At 51.0% G+C, this 18,857-nt stretch carries 19 protein-coding genes; 7 read left to right on the top strand and 12 right to left on the bottom strand.

Annotated features, from left to right (window positions below; translation table 11 throughout):
• Positions 1-8 precede the first annotated feature (8 nt).
• On the bottom strand, positions 9-320 hold the full coding sequence (gene cyaY / locus UNDKW_RS02525; RefSeq protein ID WP_162039580.1) for an iron donor protein CyaY: 312 nt from the start codon (positions 318-320) through the stop codon (positions 9-11).
• A gap of 61 nt (positions 321-381) precedes the next feature.
• On the opposite strand from cyaY, the gene UNDKW_RS02520 reads away from it, so the two are divergent.
• The gene (locus tag UNDKW_RS02520) at positions 382-507 is read left to right on the top strand and encodes a lipoprotein (protein WP_162057437.1); all 126 of its coding nucleotides are present in this window, start codon (positions 382-384) and stop codon (positions 505-507) included.
• Here UNDKW_RS02520 and UNDKW_RS02515 read toward each other — a convergent pair.
• The 6 genes from UNDKW_RS02515 to UNDKW_RS02490 all read right to left on the bottom strand — a co-directional run bounded on the left by UNDKW_RS02515 (position 498) and on the right by UNDKW_RS02490 (position 7,324).
• Complete coding sequence (locus UNDKW_RS02515; RefSeq protein WP_162057436.1) at positions 498-1,127, bottom strand: 1-acyl-sn-glycerol-3-phosphate acyltransferase; 630 nt, start codon at positions 1,125-1,127, stop codon at positions 498-500. The two genes, UNDKW_RS02520 and UNDKW_RS02515, sit on opposite strands and share 10 nt — an antisense overlap.
• A gap of 127 nt (positions 1,128-1,254) precedes the next feature.
• A complete protein-coding gene (locus tag UNDKW_RS02510) occupies positions 1,255-1,881 on the bottom strand; it encodes a sulfite oxidase heme-binding subunit YedZ (protein ID WP_162057435.1) in 627 nt (208 codons plus the stop codon).
• A gap of 13 nt (positions 1,882-1,894) precedes the next feature.
• Positions 1,895-2,875 (bottom strand): protein-methionine-sulfoxide reductase catalytic subunit MsrP, encoded by a 981-nt coding sequence (msrP, locus tag UNDKW_RS02505; RefSeq protein ID WP_162057434.1) that lies wholly within the window; start codon positions 2,873-2,875, stop codon positions 1,895-1,897.
• A gap of 109 nt (positions 2,876-2,984) precedes the next feature.
• On the bottom strand, positions 2,985-4,133 hold the full coding sequence (ccsB, locus tag UNDKW_RS02500; RefSeq protein WP_370529072.1) for a c-type cytochrome biogenesis protein CcsB: 1,149 nt from the start codon (positions 4,131-4,133) through the stop codon (positions 2,985-2,987).
• A 51-nt stretch (positions 4,134-4,184) separates the two neighbouring features.
• Positions 4,185-6,389: a cytochrome c biogenesis protein ResB gene (locus tag UNDKW_RS02495; protein ID WP_162057432.1), complete on the bottom strand. Its 2,205-nt coding sequence runs from the start codon at positions 6,387-6,389 to the stop codon at positions 4,185-4,187.
• Between the two features lie 236 nt (positions 6,390-6,625).
• Complete coding sequence (locus UNDKW_RS02490) at positions 6,626-7,324, bottom strand: cytochrome c (RefSeq protein ID WP_162039573.1); 699 nt, start codon at positions 7,322-7,324, stop codon at positions 6,626-6,628.
• A gap of 217 nt (positions 7,325-7,541) precedes the next feature.
• Here UNDKW_RS02490 and yihA point away from each other — a divergent pair, with 217 nt between their 5' ends.
• The 6 genes from yihA to sbcB all read left to right on the top strand — a co-directional run bounded on the left by yihA (position 7,542) and on the right by sbcB (position 14,046).
• A complete protein-coding gene (gene yihA / locus UNDKW_RS02485) occupies positions 7,542-8,315 on the top strand; it encodes a ribosome biogenesis GTP-binding protein YihA/YsxC (protein ID WP_162057431.1) in 774 nt (257 codons plus the stop codon).
• Positions 8,316-8,503: 188 nt separating this feature from the next.
• Positions 8,504-9,529 carry a porphobilinogen synthase gene (gene hemB, locus UNDKW_RS02480; RefSeq protein WP_162039571.1) on the top strand — a complete coding sequence of 342 codons (1,026 nt, stop codon included), beginning with the start codon at positions 8,504-8,506 and terminating at the stop codon, positions 9,527-9,529.
• 5 nt (positions 9,530-9,534) lie between these two features.
• On the top strand, positions 9,535-10,215 hold the full coding sequence (locus tag UNDKW_RS02475; protein WP_162057430.1) for a lysoplasmalogenase: 681 nt from the start codon (positions 9,535-9,537) through the stop codon (positions 10,213-10,215).
• A 10-nt stretch (positions 10,216-10,225) separates the two neighbouring features.
• Complete coding sequence (locus UNDKW_RS02470; protein ID WP_162057429.1) at positions 10,226-11,476, top strand: sterol desaturase family protein; 1,251 nt, start codon at positions 10,226-10,228, stop codon at positions 11,474-11,476.
• Positions 11,457-12,551, top strand: a complete 1,095-nt coding sequence (locus tag UNDKW_RS02465; RefSeq protein ID WP_162057428.1) for a magnesium transporter CorA family protein — start codon at positions 11,457-11,459, stop codon at positions 12,549-12,551. Before UNDKW_RS02470 ends, UNDKW_RS02465 begins: the two co-directional genes overlap by 20 nt.
• 58 nt (positions 12,552-12,609) lie before the next feature.
• Entirely contained in the window at positions 12,610-14,046 is a 1,437-nt protein-coding gene (gene sbcB / locus UNDKW_RS02460; protein ID WP_162057427.1) for an exodeoxyribonuclease I, read from the top strand.
• An 84-nt stretch (positions 14,047-14,130) separates the two neighbouring features.
• Here sbcB and UNDKW_RS02455 read toward each other — a convergent pair whose 3' ends face one another.
• The 5 genes from UNDKW_RS02455 to rpoA form a co-directional block, all read right to left on the bottom strand.
• Positions 14,131-14,769: a peroxiredoxin gene (locus UNDKW_RS02455; protein ID WP_110255938.1), complete on the bottom strand. Its 639-nt coding sequence runs from the start codon at positions 14,767-14,769 to the stop codon at positions 14,131-14,133.
• A gap of 99 nt (positions 14,770-14,868) precedes the next feature.
• On the bottom strand, positions 14,869-16,719 hold the full coding sequence (dsbD, locus tag UNDKW_RS02450) for a protein-disulfide reductase DsbD (RefSeq protein ID WP_232063210.1): 1,851 nt from the start codon (positions 16,717-16,719) through the stop codon (positions 14,869-14,871).
• Entirely contained in the window at positions 16,716-17,045 is a 330-nt protein-coding gene (gene cutA, locus UNDKW_RS02445; protein ID WP_162039565.1) for a divalent-cation tolerance protein CutA, read from the bottom strand. Before cutA ends, dsbD begins: the two co-directional genes overlap by 4 nt.
• Before the next feature lie 262 nt (positions 17,046-17,307).
• Positions 17,308-17,703 carry a 50S ribosomal protein L17 gene (rplQ, locus tag UNDKW_RS02440; protein ID WP_162039564.1) on the bottom strand — a complete coding sequence of 132 codons (396 nt, stop codon included), beginning with the start codon at positions 17,701-17,703 and terminating at the stop codon, positions 17,308-17,310.
• Positions 17,704-17,827: 124 nt separating this feature from the next.
• Positions 17,828-18,805, bottom strand: a complete 978-nt coding sequence (rpoA, locus tag UNDKW_RS02435) for a DNA-directed RNA polymerase subunit alpha (RefSeq protein ID WP_110255934.1) — start codon at positions 18,803-18,805, stop codon at positions 17,828-17,830.
• Between the last annotated feature and the right edge of the window lie 52 nt (positions 18,806-18,857).

Genomic DNA, 18,857 nt, shown 5'->3' with positions numbered 1-18,857 from the left:
ACGGTGAATTAGCGACCTTGCTCTTGCGCCACGCGGGACAAGGTTGCAAACAATTCTGACCCGTCGCGGGTATTGAGCCAGTGCTGGCCGTCATACTTATAGTGGAAACCACCACTGCGTGCCGCCACCCACATCTCCTGCATCGGTGCCTGGCTATTGACGATGATTTTTGAATTGGTATCGATAAATTCCACCGTCAGCACATTGCCGCTACGGCTGCATTCGACATCGTACTCATCGTTTTCAAAGGCTAGTTCGAATAATTCCTCAACTTGCTGCAAGCAAGTATCTGCCAGTACCAGGAATTCAGATTCAGTCATGCTACACTCCAGCGTCTTCATAAGTAAAACGCCATTCTATACGGTGTTCAGGGAATACAAGATGCGCAAACTGATTAGCCTATTTTTCATCATGTCTTTATTGACGGCTTGCGGCCAGAAGGGCCCCTTGGTCATGCCGACCAAGCCTGCCCCTGTCAGCACAAACAACACGCCAGCTCAGCCCTGAACATTGCCATCCTCAGGGCGAAATGCGATGGGGCCAGCCTGCTCGGGGCGGCAGCCTTGCACACCTTGATATACAGCGGCAATGCTGGCCAGATCCTGTGCCTGCTCACCTGTCAGTGTCAGGTAATCAACCAGCGTGACTTCTCGCCTGGCAAAGTCAAAGCGGGCACAGCCTAAGGGTACTTTTGCCGTGGTGGCAATATGATAAAAACCACTGCGCCAATACGGCTTCCGGCTGCGTGTTCCTTCAGGCGTGATCGCCATCCAGTACCAGTCGGATTGATTGATTTTTTCTGCCAGGCGGGCGATTGTCCCGCTTGATACGCCACGCTCTACTGGCTCGCCACCGAGGTAGCGCACCAGACGGCCTATGGTGGCACCAGTCAATCCCTCAAACAAAGAGGATTTGGCAATGAAGTGAAAAGGCATACCTATCGCCAGCTTGGCCAGAACACCGACAACAAAGTCCCAGTTTGAGGTATGAGGATAAACGATGATGACACCACGCGGCCCCGGCAAGGGCCGGTACAGTACGCGCCAGCCTATCAAACCCAGGGTACTGACCGCGACACGCTGGGTAAGTGTCGCAGCCGTCTTCTTTTCGAGTAAATAGTCTTCCATGTTTTACGCAATGAGCGGGTCTGTGCCCGCATTCTTCAAAAACGCGATTATGCCGCGAAGAAATATGCGCTGTAAAACAGGATCAATGTGCGCCCGCAACATGTAAAGCGGACAAATTACGCAGGACTCAGGCTCCCGTCACAAGCACAGGCTCACGGCCAAACCAGCGCCACCAAAGACGTATCATGAGCAGAGCGGCAACGATAAGGCCAAACAATACCGGCTGCGAAAAGTCATGCTTGCCAGCCTTCATCCAGAAATAGTGAAGTACGCCCAGCGGTGCGATCAAATAGATCAACTTATGCAACCACTGCCAGCGCTTGCCACCCAGGCGTTTGATCATGCCATTGGTGCTGGTCACGGCAAGGGGAATAAGCAAGACAAAGGCAATAAAGCCGACTGTGATGAATGGGCGCTTGATGACATCCTTCCACATCTCGGCCACATCAAAGAAATGGTCGAACCACAGAAAAGTCATGAAATGCAGGAAAGCATAAAAGAAGGTATATACGCCCAGCATGCGACGGCAGCGGATTAACCACGGCATGTGCAAGAGCTTGCGCAAAGGTGTCACGGCCAAAGTCATGCACAGGAAATACAGGGTCCAGTCACCCGTATTGCGGGTGATAAATTCAACCGGGTTCGCGCCCAGCTTGTCCAGGAATACAAAACTGACCAGCCTGATAAACGGCAACAAGGCCAGGACAAACAAGACTATCTTGAACTGGGAGACCTGCTTATTGGTGAGCAACATGGGTGCGCCTATCCTAGAAAAACTTTTTCAGGTCCATGCCTGAATACAGCGACGCCACTTCGCTATAACCATTGAACATCAGGGTCTTGCGCTTGCGTGAAAACAGGCCATCTTCACCAATACGGCGCTCAGTCGCCTGCGACCAGCGCGGGTGATCAACCTCAGGGTTCACGTTAGAATAAAAACCATATTCATTGGCTGCCGCTATATTCCAGGCAGTACGTGGCTGCTCCTTGACGAAGCGTATCTTGACGATGGACTTGGCGGATTTAAAACCATACTTCCACGGCAAGACCATACGCACCGGCGCACCATTTTGATTAGGCAAGACTTCGCCATACATGCCAAAGGTCAACAAGGCCAGCGGATGATTTGCCTCATCCATGCGCAGACCCTCTACATAGGGCCATTGCAGCACAGGGCTGCGCAAGCCTGGCATTTGCTTCTTGTCATCGAGTGTGACGAATTCTATATATTTGGCATTACCCGTAGGCTCAACTTTTTTGATCAGGTTGGACAATGAATAACCTGCCCAGGGTATCACCATGGACCAGCCCTCAACACAACGCAGGCGATAAATGCGTTCTTCCATAGGTGCCAGTTTCATGAGGCTGTCGAGGTCCAGCGTCATCGGCTTTTTGACTTCACCTTCTATGCTGACAGACCAGGGGCGTGGCTTGAGTGTGTGAGCAGTCACTGCCGGGTCAGCCTTGTCGGTCCCGAACTCATAGAAATTATTGTAGGTCGTTGCGTCCTTGTAGGCGGTATGCTTTTCCATCAGCGCATAGGCAGAATTCGGATTGGCGGCCAGCTTTTGCGCGCCAGGGTTCTGGGCAAAAGCGGCGCGGTTGGCCATTTCAAACAGGGCTGTGCCAGCGATGGAACCCAGTGCCATCTTGCGGATAAAATCACGGCGCGCATCAAACACTGCACGAGGTGTGATTTCTGAAGAGAAAGGCAAGTCTATGCCATTAGGGCTACGTTTGATCAGCATGGGGGACTCCGTGGTTGAGTATGGCGCAACAGCGGTTTGACATCGCTATTACGCCCTAGTTTCTCATGAGTCGGAGTTTCCTGCTGATCCTTACAAATTATCTCAATATTTATAGCGTGCCGTAAGAGTGCAGACCGGACAAGAACATGTTCACGCCGAGGAAAGCAAAAGTGGTCACTAACAAACCCACCAGCGCCCACCAGGCCGCGACCTGACCACGCAAGCCTTTCATGAGGCGCATGTGCAACCAAGCAGCATAATTGAGCCAGACGATCAGTGCCCAGGTTTCTTTCGGGTCCCATGACCAGTAACCGCCCCAGGCCTCGGCTGCCCACAAGGCACCAAGGATCGTGGCAATTGTGAAGAAGGCAAAGCCAACTGCGATAGCCTTGTACATGATGTCGTCCAGCACTTCCAGCGCTGGCAAACGGTCGGTCAGATAGCCTTTGGATTTGAGCAAATAGGCAACAGACACCATGGCTGCCAAGGCAAAAGTACCATAACCGATGAAATTGGCGGGTACGTGTATTTTCATCCACCAGCTTTGCAATGCAGGCACCAGTGGCTGGATCTCTGCAGCTTCACGGCTGACGGTGTACCACAGCAAGAAACCGACGGCGGCGGAGATGACCAGCATGACAAATGGCCCCAACTGGCGGGTACGATATTGCTGTTCATAATACAAATAAAACATCGCCGTAATCATCGAAAACAAAATGAATACTTCATACAGATTCGAGACCGGGATATGACCGACATCGGCACCGATCAGATAAGACTCATACCAGCGCACCAGCATGCCGGTGAAGCCCATGACCACTGCGGACCAGCACAATACGGTACCGACCGAAGCGCCAAAATCAGAGCGAGCGATCAGGCCGCCCCAGTAAAACAGGGTGGACAGGAAAAATAAAGTGCTCATCCACAAGATGGCAGACTGGCTGGACAACAGGTATTTGAGGAAGAATTTTTTGTTCGCCATATCCAGTGAACCACCGTATAGCTGTATGGCAAACAGACTCAGCACAGCCAGTATCACCAGCAGTGGCCGCACAGGTTTCCAGTACCAGCCCAGCCAGGCAAATGTGGGCGCAGCCAGCAAGACGATGGCTTTTTCATAGCCGTCCATATAGGCACCAAACCGGCTGAAGGCAAACAGGGACGCCATGCACAAGCCCACGGCGTATAACCAGTCCGCTATCGACAGTCGTTTAAAGAAACCCTGGTAGGGTGTGTAATTCTGTGTCGCTTCCATCATATTTCCCCGGATGCTTGGGCCATCAGGCCACCTGCTTCATAGTGTAGTCGATTACTCTGCATTTCGTGGTGTATCTGCAGGCGCTGCATGTTCTGCCTGCGCTGCCTGACTCTTCAGCCCGGCTTGCGTACTCAGTTGCTGCAAATGCAATTTCAATTGCTCAAATTCTTTTTCAAAATCCAGTGTCTTGCGTTGGGAACTCAGCGCCATCAGTGCATGTGCACCCTGGTCATTATCCTTGATCCATACCCACAAACGGCGCTCGCGGATATAGAACATGGAAAACACGCCTATGACCAGAAACAGGCAGCCAAGATACACCACATTCTTGCCCGGTGAGCGCGTGACCTGCAATACCGACGCCTTGACCTCATCAAAACCGGTGAGTTGCAAATAGACTGGTGCACCGTAGAAAGTAGCGTCAGACAACGCACCTATCGCCAGTTGCAGGAAACGGGCATGTTTTTCATCCAGCTCAAAAGCAGGCAAACCCTCTTTTTCACGGGCCACCATCCATAACTCCCACATGGTGCCGTTCAAGACCTTGATAAAGCCTTCGGCGACCTTCTCTTGTTCTGCATGCGGGACTTTTTCCAGCAATTTGGAAATGGCATTCAGGCCGGATAATTTATCATCCCCGGCGAAAGCCTCCAGACTGATCTTCGCAGAAGTTGCCCACAAATCAGATTTTTGCGCACCACTGGATTGATTTCTTTTTAATGCACTCTCGGCGAAGCGCGTTACAGCCTGGGCACGCATTTCAGGATTTTGTACTGCTGCACGCAAACGCATCCAGTCTTTGATACTGTCCTCATCATCAGCAGGAATACGCAGATAGCGGAAGGCTTCGCCTGGCGAATCGCGCGTGCCAGCCAAAATCATGTAGTCACCATTGATCTCAACGGGCTGCATGTAGTTATGAAACTCCCTGGCCTGGCCAGTTTTATCCCGCAATTTATATTGCAGGCTGGGGCCGACATTCTTCAAATCTTTATTATTGGCATTCTTGGCGGCAGAGCCCAGGTGCTTGTCCAGGTCAGCCGTGAATTTTTCATTCAGGGTCTGGTTGGGATTCACCGCCCTGACGTCACTGCCATTACGCGCCATGTTCTCGACATTAAATGGCCGGAAGCCAGACCATTCTATCGTAAAGTCATTACCGGTACCTGGCTTCAAGGCCGTACTGCCACCCACTTCACCTGTTATGGCAAGCGTGCTGGCATCTGGCCCAAGCATGGGATAAGCCTTGACCTGCAAACGGCTGCCGCCATCTTCAAAGCTTGATTGATAGACTGCAATACCTTTATAAATCAAAGGCTCATTGACCTTGATGGTAGACGAGAAGGATTTGCCAGTATCATGGTCAGTGACTTCCACATCGCTTGCAAACAGCTTGGGCATGCCGGTGGAATAAAAATCGATCGTGAATTTTTTCAGCTTGATGGTGAAAGGCAAGTCCTGCACCAGCACACCACTTGCCTGCGGCAAGATGGCCGTGCTGCTGCTGGCCCCTTCAGGGATCATGGTATTGCCACGGAAGGTAGGATTGGAGAGAGACAAACGGTGTTGTTCAGGTATTTTGGCAATAATGCCACTCCCTTCAAACGGCACCTTGCCCATGAACCATTGCTGGAAACGTATAGGCAATTCAGAATCCAGCAAACCGCCCACACAAATGATGACAATCGCACTATGGGCAAAGATGTAACCCCATTTATTTGCCGCGCCCTGTTTGGCGGCGATCAGGGTTGCGCCTTCTTTTTCAACCAGCTTGAAACGGTAACCGATACGTGCCAGATGGGCCAGTATCTGCTCAGTCATCTTACCCCGGCCATTGCTGCTTTGCCACTCGGAACGATGATGAAAATTACGCAAGGATTGTTCACGCACATTATCGCGCCAGCTACGCATGTCCTTGATCATCTTCGGTGCATTGCGTATCACGCATAATGAAGTCGAGATCACCAGGAAAGTCATGATGAGCAAGAACCACCAGGCTGAATACACGGCATACAGGCTGAGTTTGCTGTAAATCTCAAACCAGAAAGGGCCAAACTGATTCACATAATTAGGCATGGGCTCATTTTGCTTGAGCACTGTGCCTATCACTGAGGCAATCGCGATCAGTGTCAACAAGCTGATGGCAAAACGCATGGAAGACAGTAATTCAACCGCATCCGCCAGCCAGGCGCGTCGGGTTTGCAGCTGTATGCCGCCAGTATCTGCAGGCTGATCGCCTTCTATCTTGTTTTCCATACTCTCTGCTTATTGCTTGGGATATGACAGATGATGCTTGCGCAAAATGCTTGCTGCAGATGTTAAAAGAAACATCCTTGCCAGGAAGTGTTTTATATCAATATCCGGGCGCAACGAATAGTACACGCTTCATTAAAATCTGGCTGAATACAGGTGAATAGCTATTACACGGGCATCCATCATGAAAAAAGGGGATGGCTATTGCCACCCCCTCCTCAAATACTTTACCTGATGTATTACTTCAGACCAGCGACGTAGTCTGCAACCGCCTTGATTTCGTCTTCAGACATTTTCTTGGCTATCGTCATCATCTGCGCACTATTTTGGCGGGCACCGGTGATTTTTGCACCATCCTTGCGGGAACCGTTCTGGAAACCTGTCAGTTGGGCAATCGTGTAGTCCTGATGTTGACCTGCAATGCGCGGGAATTGTGCAGGAATACCAGCACCATTCGGGCTATGACAGCCAGCGCAGGCCGGAACATTTTTCTCTGCAATACCGCCGCGATAGATTTGCTTGCCCAGTTCAACGATGTCTTTATTTTTTGCAGTGCCTGGTTTGGATTTTTGCGTAGCCAGGTAAGCAGCAACGTTTTTCATGTCATCTGCTGTCATGGCCTTGGCAAAGGTGGTCATGATGGCATTTTTCCGTGTATCACCAGTAAAATCTGTCAATTGCTTGACCAGGTAAGCTTCATGCTGGGCAGACAGCTTGGGGTTGGCAGCAATGGTGGAATTACCGGCTGCGCCATGGCAGGATACGCAGGCAGTAATGCCGCGGGCTGCATCACCATTGGTATACAGTGCTTCGCCTTTGACTGGGTCGGCCTTGGCTGGCTTGGCTACTTCATTAGCATGGACCGAAGAGGCAAAAGACGATACCGCCAGGACTGCGACGCTGATGGACTTAGACAACGATAAGAAAGCACGGTTCATTCAAACACCCTGAGACTAAATAATAGAAATCTGCCCTATTGGCGACATATTGCAGCGAGTTGATACGTAAAAAGGCTCTTTTTTGCAACGAAATACGTACAAAACTGGCATGTGGACATGGTTTTAATCGCTGCCCAAGACCTAACCCCTTATTGTACAATAGCTTTCGGGCGTTTTTACTGCCTTATGTTGCATTTTTCCATTATTCCTTTCCTCTATGTCTATCCTCTGGCAAGCCCGCTTCTTCACTACGGTGAATCATCTGCGCGATCTCCCGCGCACCCACGTGCCGGAAATTGCTTTCGCTGGCCGCTCCAACGCTGGCAAATCGACCGCTATCAATACCCTGTGTAATCAGAAAAAACTCTGTTTTGCCTCAAAAACACCGGGACGCACACAACATATTAATTATTTTTCCATAGGTGGCGCCCATGTGGGCCAGCACCGCAAGGATGAAACCAGGGTCGATGAAATCCGCGCCCTGCTGGTGGATTTGCCAGGCTATGGCTATGCCGAGGTACCAGGTGCCGCCAAGCAACACTGGAACCAGTTGCTCGGTGCTTATGTACAAAGACGCACGCAACTGGCAGCCCTGGTGTTGATCATGGACGCCCGCCGCCCATTCACTGACCTGGATATACAGATGCTGGAATGGTTTGCACCAACTGGTCGCCCCATCCATTGCATTTTGACCAAGGCAGATAAACTCAATCGCAGCGAATGTACCGATGCTTTGCGCAAAGCCAAAGCGGTACTCGACAGTTACGTGGATGATGAAGGCCCGCTGTTCCCTTTCAGTCTGCAATTATTTTCTGCGCTGAAACGCATAGGCATAGAAGAAGCCGATGCAGCCGTGCAACGTCTGGTGGGACTGGACCGTGATCCCATCGTTGATACCCTTGATGCTGTTGATACCGTTGATAGCGCTGATACCATTAATGCGGCGGATGAAACCGATGCAGGCGCAAACAAGTCGGCTGAAGCAGAATAAAAAAACCCCGGCAAAGTTAGTCTTTTTGCCGGGGTAATAACACCGTTACGAATAGGGACGCACGGTGCCCGCTCAGGGAGGAGAAGCGGTAGGCGTGGAGTTGATCCAACCTGTGCATTAAGATGTTGCAACTTAAAAAAAGTTTCATTAACCTGCATAAAATTCTTTTCATCTGATTACCTCATCCTATGTCATCTAATAAATCTCTTCATCCCTCGGCACATTTCCCTGCAATACGTATGCGCCGTATGCGTAAAGATGCGTTTTCCCGCGCAATGATGCGTGAAAACATGGTCACTGCTGCCGACCTGATTTACCCCGTTTTTGTCATCGACGGCGTCAATCAAAGTGAAAAAGTTTCATCCATGCCTGGCGTGGAAAGAGTAACGATAGATTTGCTGATGGGTGTAGCAGAAGATTGCGTCGCCCTGGGCATACCGGTGCTGGCGCTATTCCCTGCCATCAACCCGCACCTGAAAACCCCGGATGGCATAGAAGCCACCAATCCCAAGGGCCTGATACCCCGTGCCGTACGCGAACTGAAAAGCCGCTTCCCGGAACTCGGCATATTGACCGACGTGGCACTGGATCCCTACACCAGCCACGGCCAGGATGGTTTGTTGAATGCTGACGGTTATGTCCTCAATGATGAGACCACGGCCATGCTGGTACGCCAGGCACTGGTACAGGCGGAGGCCGGTGTCGATATCGTTGCTCCCAGCGATATGATGGATGGCCGCATAGGTGCAATCCGTCATGCACTCGAAGCGAATAATTTCATCCACACCCGCATCATGGCTTACTCAGCCAAATATGCGTCAGCCTTTTACGGTCCTTTCCGTGAAGCAGTAGGCTCCGCCGCCAACCTCGGCAAAAGCGATAAAGCCAGTTACCAGATGGACCCAGCGAATAGCGATGAAGCGCTGCGCGAAGTGGCACTGGATCTCGCTGAAGGTGCCGACATGGTCATGGTCAAACCTGGCATGCCTTATCTGGATATCGTACGCAGGGTCAAGGATGAATTCAAGGTGCCGACCTTTGCCTATCAGGTCAGTGGTGAATATGCGATGATCAAGGCAGCAGCGCAAAATGGCTGGCTCGATCATAATAAGACCATGATGGAATCCATGCTGGCATTCAAGCGTGCCGGTGCTGATGGCGTCCTGACGTATTTCGCACGCGATGTTGCGCGCCTGCTGAAGCACACTGGCTGATAACCATGCCTGCGATGTTGCGCGCTGCATTCATCTTCATTTTTGCTGCGCTGGCAATTGCCGGTGCGGAATGGGGAAAAGAAATCAGCGGCGCGCAATATCTTCATTATGTTTTCAAACCACTGACGACGCTCGCCATCTTCTTTTTTGCATGGCAAAATAAGCGTGTCATCAGTCGCATCTATCAAACTGCCATACTGATTGGGATCATCTGTTCGCTGATTGGTGACATCTTTCTGATGCTACCTGGCACAGTATTTCGCCATGGTTTTTTATGTGGCCTGCTGAGTTTTTTACTGGCGCACGTCTGCTTCTTGCGAGCACTCATCAGTGACAGCCGCTTTGCTAGCAAACCACTTGCTTTTGCTGGTATCGCTGCCCTTGGCGTCATCAACCTATGGATACTCTGGCCGGGCTTGCCCACCGCCCTGCAAATACCTGTTGTTGTTTACGTTTGCCTGCTGCTTTGCATGACAGCACAAGCCATCAGCCGTGGCTTGCTGTTGCGCAGCATGTCTGGCCGTCTGGCCATGATTGGTGGTCTGTGCTTCATGCTGTCAGACACTCTGCTGGCGTATAACCGCTTCTACTCGCCTATCGCACATTCTCCCTTGCTCATCCTCAGCTGCTATTATCTGGCGCTATGGCTAATTGCAGCTTCGGTCACGTCGTCCCCTTCTGAATAAGGCCAGGATCATGCATGAAAAAATCATTACCTTTGCCAGCCCGGTTTTTTTCATCCTGATCGCTCTTGAGTTTCTCGTCGCGCGCAAACGCCAGCGTCATTTGTACCGCATGAATGATTCGCTCAATAGCCTGAGCCTCGGTGTCATGAGCCAGATCATAGGAGCGTTTTCCAAACTGTTTTCCATAGGCATGTATGCGCTGGTGCTCAAGTATCTGTCACTGTTCAGCCTGCCATCAGACAGTGTCTGGGTATGGATCGCCGCGCTGCTGCTCTACGATTTTTTATACTACTGGTTGCACAGAATGGGACACCAGACCAATCTGTTATGGGCAGCCCATGTCGTGCATCACCAGAGCGAGCAATACAATCTGAGTACGGCATTGCGACAAACCAGTACCGGGCCTTTGTTTGGCTGGATTTTTTATTTACCGATGGCGCTGATAGGCTTTCCACTCGATGTATTTATTGCAGTTGCCCTCATCGATTTGCTGTACCAGTTCTGGGTGCATACCGAGCAAATAGGCAAGCTGGGCTGGTTTGACCGCGTGTTTGTGTCGCCATCGAATCACCGCGTGCATCATGCTGTCAATGACATGTATCTGGACAAGAATTTTGGTGGCATCCTCATTGTCTGGGACCGCTTGTTTGGCACCTTCATTGAAGAACGCGACCATGTCGATATCGTGTATGGCACGCGCAAGCCCTTGCGTAGCTGGAACCCTTTGTGGGCTAATCTGGAAGTGTATGAGCAAGTCTGGCGCGATGCATGGAATACACGTCGGTGGCGGGATAAATTGCAGATCTGGTTACGCCCTCCGGGCTGGCGTCCTGCTGACCTTATGGCACAATCTGCACCTTTAACATTCGATATTCACAGGCCAGCTTATGACCCGTCCATGAGCAAGGCCACGACCTGGTATTGCATAGCCCAATTCATCCTCTTGCTGGAGGCAGCAACTCACTTTTTGCTGGTCTATAAAAACATCAATGCGCTGAACGCCACCATCTATGTGAGCTGGCTGGTCATGGGCCTGTGGTGCATAGGCGGGTTGATGGAGAGAGGTCGTATTTATCTGCTGCCTGAGACTGTGCGTATACTGTGTATCCTGATAATGAACTTGTTTACTGCCAGTTGGTTTTATTCCTTTGCTTTATCTACGCCAGCGCAGGCATTGCTGACTGCCACCTGCCTGATTTCGCTGGGTGGACTCTGGCTTATTTTTTCACGACAAAAGACGCATGGACATCTTCCACATTAACGATACGCAGACATTCCAAAACCCTGAAGCCCCGGCTGCTCTGGTCAGGGCAGGCGGTTTTTTATGGCTGGATACCTGTCACGAAGAAGTGATTGTTGATTCCGATGCCTGGCGCAGCCGCATTGAAGCGATAACGGGCATACAGATTTATGACTTGCACCTCAAGGACGTCACCAACCTTAGTCATCCATCGTATTTTGATGCGACAGAAGATTATGAGATGGTGGTATTCCGCAAGCTGACACTGACAGACAGCAATGGCGACAGCAAGAACGGTGTGAAGCGCAAGATACCCGCTGCCTTGAACAAACTGGCCACCACACCGGTATCTTTTTTGCTCATGCAAAATGTGCTGATCACGGTACGCCCAGCACAGAGCCGCACGGTGGAACTCGCACGGCAGCGCCTGCTGGACTACAAGTCCAAAGCTGAAAACAATACCCATGGCAGCCGCCTGCCTGCCTCGCCAGAAGAACTGATGTTAAGGCTATTGAATGCCATGGTTGATCAATACCTGGAATTGCGCCAGCCACTGACCCAGCAACTCGACCGCTGGCAACACGCCTTGCTGGACCCACGCCGCCCCTTCAACAACTGGCTGGCCCTGCTCGATTCACGGGTAGAATTGCGCAAGCTCGATAACCTCTGTGAAGAGCAGCGCGATGCCATGCAGGAATTGCGCGACCATATCGTCGATACCCATGACGGTAATAGCCGCGCCAAGGACTTGCTGCTGGTACGCACCAATGATGTGATGGAGCATATCAGTCGCGTGCTGAACCATGCACGCCGCCTGGAAGCATCACTGGAGTCAGCAGTGCAAATCCACTTCGCAGCGATGGCACACAGGACCAGTGAAATCATGCGCACCCTGACCGTCATCACTGCCCTGTTCATGCCACTGACTCTGATCACCGGCATCTTTGGTATGAACTTTGAAGCCATGCCCCTGCTCAAGCATGCCTCGGGTTTTTGGTACACCATGGGGGCGATGGGTGCCATTGTCGTGTTCTTGCTGATTTATTTCCGTAGTCAGCGCTATCTCGAAGACCGCGCCAGCCGTCGCCTTGATTGAGATGCCGGATAAAATGCGGTCTGAGAAGACCAATTCAACAAATTAATTTTAATTTCCAATGCAAGAACATACCTTTCTCTGGCATGACTATGAAACCTTTGGTGCAGTCGCCCGGCGCGACAGACCCGCGCAATTTGCTGCCATACGCACCGATGCCGAGCTCAATGAAATCGGCAAACCTGTCATGCTGTACTGCCAGCCTGCCAATGATTTTTTGCCTGACCCGCAATCTTGCCTGATCACTCATATCACGCCACAAACCTGCCTGGAGCGCGGCATACCCGAGCATGAGTTTGCAGCAAAGATAGAACAGGAACTCGGCAAGACCGGCACCATAGGCGTGGGCTATAACACCATACGCTTCGATGATGAAATTACCCGCTTCATGTTCTGGCGCAACCTGATCGACCCGTATGCGCGCGAATGGCAAAACAATTGTGGCCGCTGGGACATCATGGACATGGTGCGAACCTGTTATGCCCTGCGTCCGGATGGTATCAACTGGCCAAAGAATGATGAAGGCAAGCCCAGCTTCCGCCTTGAACACCTGACCAAGGAGAATGGGATTGCACATGAAGCTGCGCATGATGCCCTGTCAGATGTGCGTGCCACGATAGCACTGGCGCGCCTGATACGCGAGCGTCAGCCCAAGCTGTTCGAGTTTTGTTTTGCCTTGCACAAGAAAGACAAGGCCGCCGCTGAAATAGGCATGCCCGTGCTGGACAAACCTTTCCTGCATATTTCCGGCATGTTCCCTACCGAGCGTGGTTGCCTGGCCGTTATGTGGCCGCTGGCCATGCACCCCAAGAACAAGAATGAAGTCATCGCCTGGGACCTGTCGCATGATCCTACACAGCTGGCGGGCCTGGATGCAGAAACGATACAGCTACGCATGTTCAGCAAGAGCGATGCCTTGCCTGAAGGCATACAGCGCCTGCCTGTGAAAAGCATACATATCAACAAATCACCCATCGTCATTGGCAATTTAAAAACCTTGTCAGCATCCATGGCAGAACACTGGAAGATAGATATGGCTCTGGTACAGCAGCACGCCGAAAAAGCTGCTTCCCTGCCTGACGCTGCCAAGGCGATATGGGAACAAGTGTATGCGCGCCCGGAGGCAGCCGCCAGTGATGTCGATGAAGACTTGTACGGTGGCTTTGTCGGTGCCGGTGACCGCCGTCTCTTGAATGATTTACGCCGTATGAATGGCGTGCAGCTCGCCAAGGCCAGTACCAGCTTCCAGGACCCGCGCCTGGCTGAATTATTATTCCGCTACCGCGCCCGCAACTTCCATGACAGCCTGAGCATGGAAGAGCAGGAAAGCTGGGAAGAACACCGGGCGGCACGTCTGCTCGATGGTGCAGGCAATGCAAGGACGGTGGAGATGTATTTCAATGAAATCGATACTCTGTCAGAATCGGCAGACGAAGCGGCAGAAGAAATTTTGGGTGCCTTGTATGACTATGCTGAAATGATAGTGCCGTCGCGATAGTTTTTATTTGCCGCGCTGAAAAAACAAAAGCCACGAATCAATCGTGGCTTTTGTTTATGCGCAAGGCATGACTTACTTATTGGCTCACTTATTTGGCTGTGGTGTAACTCGCAGATACGGGCGTGCAGCAGTATAACCTTTAGGATATTTTTGCTTGATGACTTCTTCATCCTTGATAGACAGAGGAATGATGACATCATCACCATCACGCCAGTTACCTGGTGTCGCAACTGTATAGCCATCCGTCAATTGCAGGGCATCAATGACGCGCAAGACTTCATCAAAATTACGGCCTGTAGTCAGCGGGTAAGTGATGATGAGGCGGACTTTTTTGTTCGGATCGATGACGAACAAGGAACGCACCGTGACAGTCTCAGACTGGTTAGGGTGGATCATGTCATACAGTGCTGCAACTTTCTTGTCAGCATCAGCAACGATAGGAAAACCGACGACAGTCTTTTGCGTGTCTTCAATATCCTTGATCCATTGCAAATGAGATTCAGCGCCATCAACTGACAAGGCGATGGCTTTTACATTGCGCTTGTCAAACTCTGGCTTGAGCTTTGCAGTCAGGCCCAACTCTGTCGTGCAGACCGGTGTAAAGTCAGCAGGGTGGGAGAACAAGACTACCCAGGAATTGCCTGCCCACTCATGAAATTTCAAAGGGCCAATAGAAGAATCCTGCTCGAAATCTGGGGCGATATCGCCTAAACGCAAAGTCATTTTTTTCTCCAAAAAGAAATGAGAACTCGAATATAGCCGCTCTACCTTGCTTACTCAAGGATAGTTTAGTTGCATGCTTATATATTCTTTGAATATACTTTATTTGCCTTCCGCACGATTCAGCGATTGCAGGAATTTATCTGCATTCTGATAACCAATAACCCGCTGGCCTGAAATTTCTTTGCCTTGGGCATCAAAGAAAATAATGCCTGGCGGGCCAAACAGACCAAAGCGTTTCAGCAAGGCTTTGTCATCGGCATTATTGGCCGTGACATCGGCTTGCAACAGCAGCATATTGTCGAGCCTGGCTTTGACCTTGGCTTCAGGGAAGGTCAGTTTTTCCATCTCTTTACACGAGACACACCAGTCCGCATAGAAATCCAGCATGACCGTCTTGCCCTTGGATTGCGCCACGGCAGCATCGAGTTCGGCAATGCTGTGTATACGGGTGAATTTCACATGTTCTGCTGGTCCGCCATAAAGATGCGCGACTGGTGAAAACACATCGCGGCCACCAGTTGCGACACCTAGCAACTGTGTTGCGCCGATCAGGAAACAGATTACCGCCACAGCCTTGTTGAAGATACCACTGCGCTGAAAAATGAACTGATATACGCCGAAACCGATTAACAGGGCTGCCCAGGCCAGCATCTGTACACCAACGGGAATGACGGGACTGACCATCCAGATAGCCAGGGCCAACATCAATACGCCAATGAAGCGCTTGACACTTTCCATCCATGCGCCGGCTTTTGGCAGCAAACTTCCGGCTGAGACACCCAGTAACAATAATGGCGTTCCCATGCCCAGGGACAACATGAACATGGCTGAGCCACCCACGGTGATATCCCTGGTCTGGCTGATATACACCAAAGCGCCTGCCAGCGGCCCGGTAACGCATGGGCCTATGATGAGTGCTGAAATCACGCCCATGACAAATACACCGAACAGTTTGCCTATCCTGCGATTTTTTGTCTGGCCCTCTGACAGGGTCGTCAATTTCGTCTGCAATGCCGCAGGCATCTGCAGTTGGTAGACGTTAAACATGGACAACGCGAAAATCACGATGAACAGTGAGAAGGTGCCCAGTACAGCGGGTTTCTGCAATTCCGCAGCCAGACTCTCACCAGCGAGAGCCGCGGCGACACCAAATACCGTGTACAAGACCGTGGTACCCAACACGTAGGCAAGGGAAAGGAGAAAGCCGCGAGCGCGGGTAACGCTGACACCTTCGCCAACAATGATGAAGGAAAGTATAGGCACCATGGGCCATACGCAAGGCGTCAATGACAGGCCAAGACCGAAAATGTAAGCCAGGGGCAAAATGACCAGCAGCTTGCCACCTTTGAGAGCTTTACTGATGACAGAGCTGTCATCATCTGAGGCATCACTTGCTGGTTTGCTGGCGACTATTTCTGAATCGCTTTTTGACACAGCAGATGCAGCTGCAGGTGTCGATACTGTGCCAGCAATTTGCAATTTAACGGGCGTTTCCAGCGGTGGGTAACACAGGCCGCCATCAGCACACCCCTGGCGGCCTATCTTCAGCGTGAAATCTGCTGCGGCCTGTACGGGTACGCGCACCACCAGGGAATGGCGGTAAGTCTCGACTTCCTTCTGAAAGGTTTCATCAAACTTGACCTTGCCTGCCGGCATGACGATATCGCCGAGCTTGGCATCATCTGAACTGAATTTGAAACGCTCACGATACAGGTAATAACCGTCTGCTATCGTAAAAGTCACCTCGGTCATGCCTGGCTCTGCCATTTTGGCAGATACCTTGAATGCCTCTTCAGGATCGAGGAAGTCTTCTGCGCTGGCGAAGGGTGAGAATAAGGATGCAAACAGCATGGCAAACACCATGGCGCACAAGCGCCATAGCTGTGATACCCGGAAGTTCTGTGATTTGGCTGGCATGGGTGCAGAAAACAGTGGTGTTGAGGCATTCATGGCGTTTCGGTTTCTTTTCTCACCCAGTCAAAGTAAGCCGGTAATCCGGCCACCAGGGGGATGGCTATTATTTCGGGTAGATCATAGGGATGCTGGGCGAGTATCAGTGCTTCCAGCCTGGCATAGCAAGCTTGCCGGGTCTTGATCATCAATTGCACTTCAGTATCCGCCTGTTGTTCACCATCCCAGTTGTAGATGGACAATATATCAGCAGAAATGTTCACGCAGGCGGCCAATTTTTCGGCAATGACCTGGCCGGCTAGTTTTTTGGCAATATCACGGTCTGGCAGATTAGTTAATACCAGGATCAGATTGTCATCATCCATCGCTATTCCCTATTCGCTGGCAGCGTCATTGCGCTTGATAAAAGCTGCATGATGTTTAGTCGGGTGTAAGGTGAAGGGCATTACAGCATATAGCAAAATAATACCTGCACCTGCCTTGCTTGAACGCGTTCTCTAGCGTACTTATGAGCCAGGCCTCAAGCATAGCCAAAAACACGCATTCATAAGCAAAAAGCCGTTCAGTTTACACTGAACGGCTTTTTCAAGCTTTGAGCAGTCTGGGCATGATACCCAAATGCCTTAATTACTCAGCAACTGGTGCATCAGCTGCATCTACGCCTTCTGGACGGTCCAGCAGTTCAACGTATGCCATAGGAGCATTGTCGCCGACGCGGAAACCCATTTTCAGGATGCGCAGGTAGCCGCCGTTACGATTTGCGTAACGTGGGCCCAGTTCAGCAAACAGCTTGACTACCATTTCGCGGTCGCGCAAACGGTTGAAAGCCAGACGCTTGTTAGCCAGTGTGTCTGTTTTACCCAAAGTCAGAATCGGCTCGATAACACGGCGCAGTTCTTTGGCTTTTGGCAAAGTTGTTTTGATGGCTTCGTGACGCAGCAGGGATACTGTCATGTTGCGCAGCATTGCCAGACGGTGGGAAGAAGTACGATTCAGCTTACGTAAGCCGTGACGGTGACGCATGGTATTTCCTTTCAGATTTAAATGCCAGCTCTTCTATCGATAAACAAACTTATCGCGGGCCGGTAAGTATTTTTACTACGCTTAAAAAACGGGCAGGCTGTCTCAGCCCACCCGTCAGACAAAATTATTTTTCCAGGCCAGCAGGTGGCCAGTTTTCCAGTTTCATGCCCAAAGACAAACCACGGGAAGCCAGAACTTCCTTGATTTCGTTCAAGGACTTGCGACCCAGATTTGGTGTCTTCAACAGTTCATTTTCGCTACGCTGGATCAGATCACCAATGTAGTAAATGTTTTCTGCTTTCAGGCAGTTGGCTGAACGTACAGTCAGTTCCAGATCATCGACTGGACGCAACAGGACAGGATCAACTGCAGGTGCGCGGGATGGAGCTTCAGCAGCGGCTTCAGTACCTTCCAGGGCAGCAAAGACATTCAATTGATCAACCAGCACGCGGGCAGATTGACGGATTGCTTCTTCAGGAGAGATAACGCCATTGGTCTCAATATTGATGACCAGTTTATCCAGATCAGTACGTTGTTCAACGCGGGCAGATTCCACAGCGTAAGAAACACGGCGTACTGGAGAGAAAGACGCATCCAGTATCATACGACCGATGGTTTTGTTCGCATCTTCAGACAAACGACGAACGTTACCTGGCACATAGCCACGGCCTTTTTCTACCTTGATCTGCATGTCCAGCTTACCGCCGGCTGTCAGATTGGCGATAACGTGATCTGGGTTGATCAGTTCTACGTCATGCGGCAGATCGATGTCGGAAGCCAATACAGCGCCTTCGCCATCTTTTTTCAATGTCAGTGTGACTTCATCACGGTTGTGCAACTTGAAGACGACACCTTTCAAGTTCAACAGGATATCGACTACGTCTTCTTGCACGCCATCAAGGGAAGAGTATTCATGAACTACACCAGCGATCACAACTTCAGTCGGTGCATAACCAACCATAGTGGACAACAGTACGCGACGCAAGGCGTTGCCCAGTGTGTGGCCATAGCCACGTTCAAACGGTTCCATCACGACTTTAGCATGACCGGCACCCAACATTTCCACATCGATAATACGTGGTTTTAACAGATTGTTTTGCATGAATGTCCTTTTCAATACCCTCGGTTCGTTACACCGATAAGGCTGACGGCAT

The sequence above is a fragment of the Undibacterium sp. KW1 genome (genome assembly GCF_009937955.1).
Classification (GTDB): domain Bacteria; phylum Pseudomonadota; class Gammaproteobacteria; order Burkholderiales; family Burkholderiaceae_D; genus Undibacterium.
This window is presented reverse-complemented; position numbering and strand designations above follow the sequence as displayed.

Coding starts and splice junctions, on each gene's coding strand:
- cyaY (WP_162039580.1), bottom strand. CDS start 320: ATGACTGAATCTGAATTCCTGGTACTGGCAGATACTTGCTTGCAGCAA.
- UNDKW_RS02520 (WP_162057437.1), top strand. CDS start 382: ATGCGCAAACTGATTAGCCTATTTTTCATCATGTCTTTATTGACGGCT.
- UNDKW_RS02515 (WP_162057436.1), bottom strand. CDS start 1,127: ATGGAAGACTATTTACTCGAAAAGAAGACGGCTGCGACACTTACCCAG.
- UNDKW_RS02510 (WP_162057435.1), bottom strand. CDS start 1,881: ATGTTGCTCACCAATAAGCAGGTCTCCCAGTTCAAGATAGTCTTGTTT.
- msrP (WP_162057434.1), bottom strand. CDS start 2,875: ATGCTGATCAAACGTAGCCCTAATGGCATAGACTTGCCTTTCTCTTCA.
- ccsB (WP_370529072.1), bottom strand. CDS start 4,133: ATGATGGAAGCGACACAGAATTACACACCCTACCAGGGTTTCTTTAAA.
- UNDKW_RS02495 (WP_162057432.1), bottom strand. CDS start 6,389: ATGGAAAACAAGATAGAAGGCGATCAGCCTGCAGATACTGGCGGCATA.
- UNDKW_RS02490 (WP_162039573.1), bottom strand. CDS start 7,324: ATGAACCGTGCTTTCTTATCGTTGTCTAAGTCCATCAGCGTCGCAGTC.
- yihA (WP_162057431.1), top strand. CDS start 7,542: ATGTCTATCCTCTGGCAAGCCCGCTTCTTCACTACGGTGAATCATCTG.
- hemB (WP_162039571.1), top strand. CDS start 8,504: ATGTCATCTAATAAATCTCTTCATCCCTCGGCACATTTCCCTGCAATA.
- UNDKW_RS02475 (WP_162057430.1), top strand. CDS start 9,535: ATGCCTGCGATGTTGCGCGCTGCATTCATCTTCATTTTTGCTGCGCTG.
- UNDKW_RS02470 (WP_162057429.1), top strand. CDS start 10,226: ATGCATGAAAAAATCATTACCTTTGCCAGCCCGGTTTTTTTCATCCTG.
- UNDKW_RS02465 (WP_162057428.1), top strand. CDS start 11,457: ATGGACATCTTCCACATTAACGATACGCAGACATTCCAAAACCCTGAA.
- sbcB (WP_162057427.1), top strand. CDS start 12,610: ATGCAAGAACATACCTTTCTCTGGCATGACTATGAAACCTTTGGTGCA.
- UNDKW_RS02455 (WP_110255938.1), bottom strand. CDS start 14,769: ATGACTTTGCGTTTAGGCGATATCGCCCCAGATTTCGAGCAGGATTCT.
- dsbD (WP_232063210.1), bottom strand. CDS start 16,719: ATGAATGCCTCAACACCACTGTTTTCTGCACCCATGCCAGCCAAATCA.
- cutA (WP_162039565.1), bottom strand. CDS start 17,045: ATGGATGATGACAATCTGATCCTGGTATTAACTAATCTGCCAGACCGT.
- rplQ (WP_162039564.1), bottom strand. CDS start 17,703: ATGCGTCACCGTCACGGCTTACGTAAGCTGAATCGTACTTCTTCCCAC.
- rpoA (WP_110255934.1), bottom strand. CDS start 18,805: ATGCAAAACAATCTGTTAAAACCACGTATTATCGATGTGGAAATGTTG.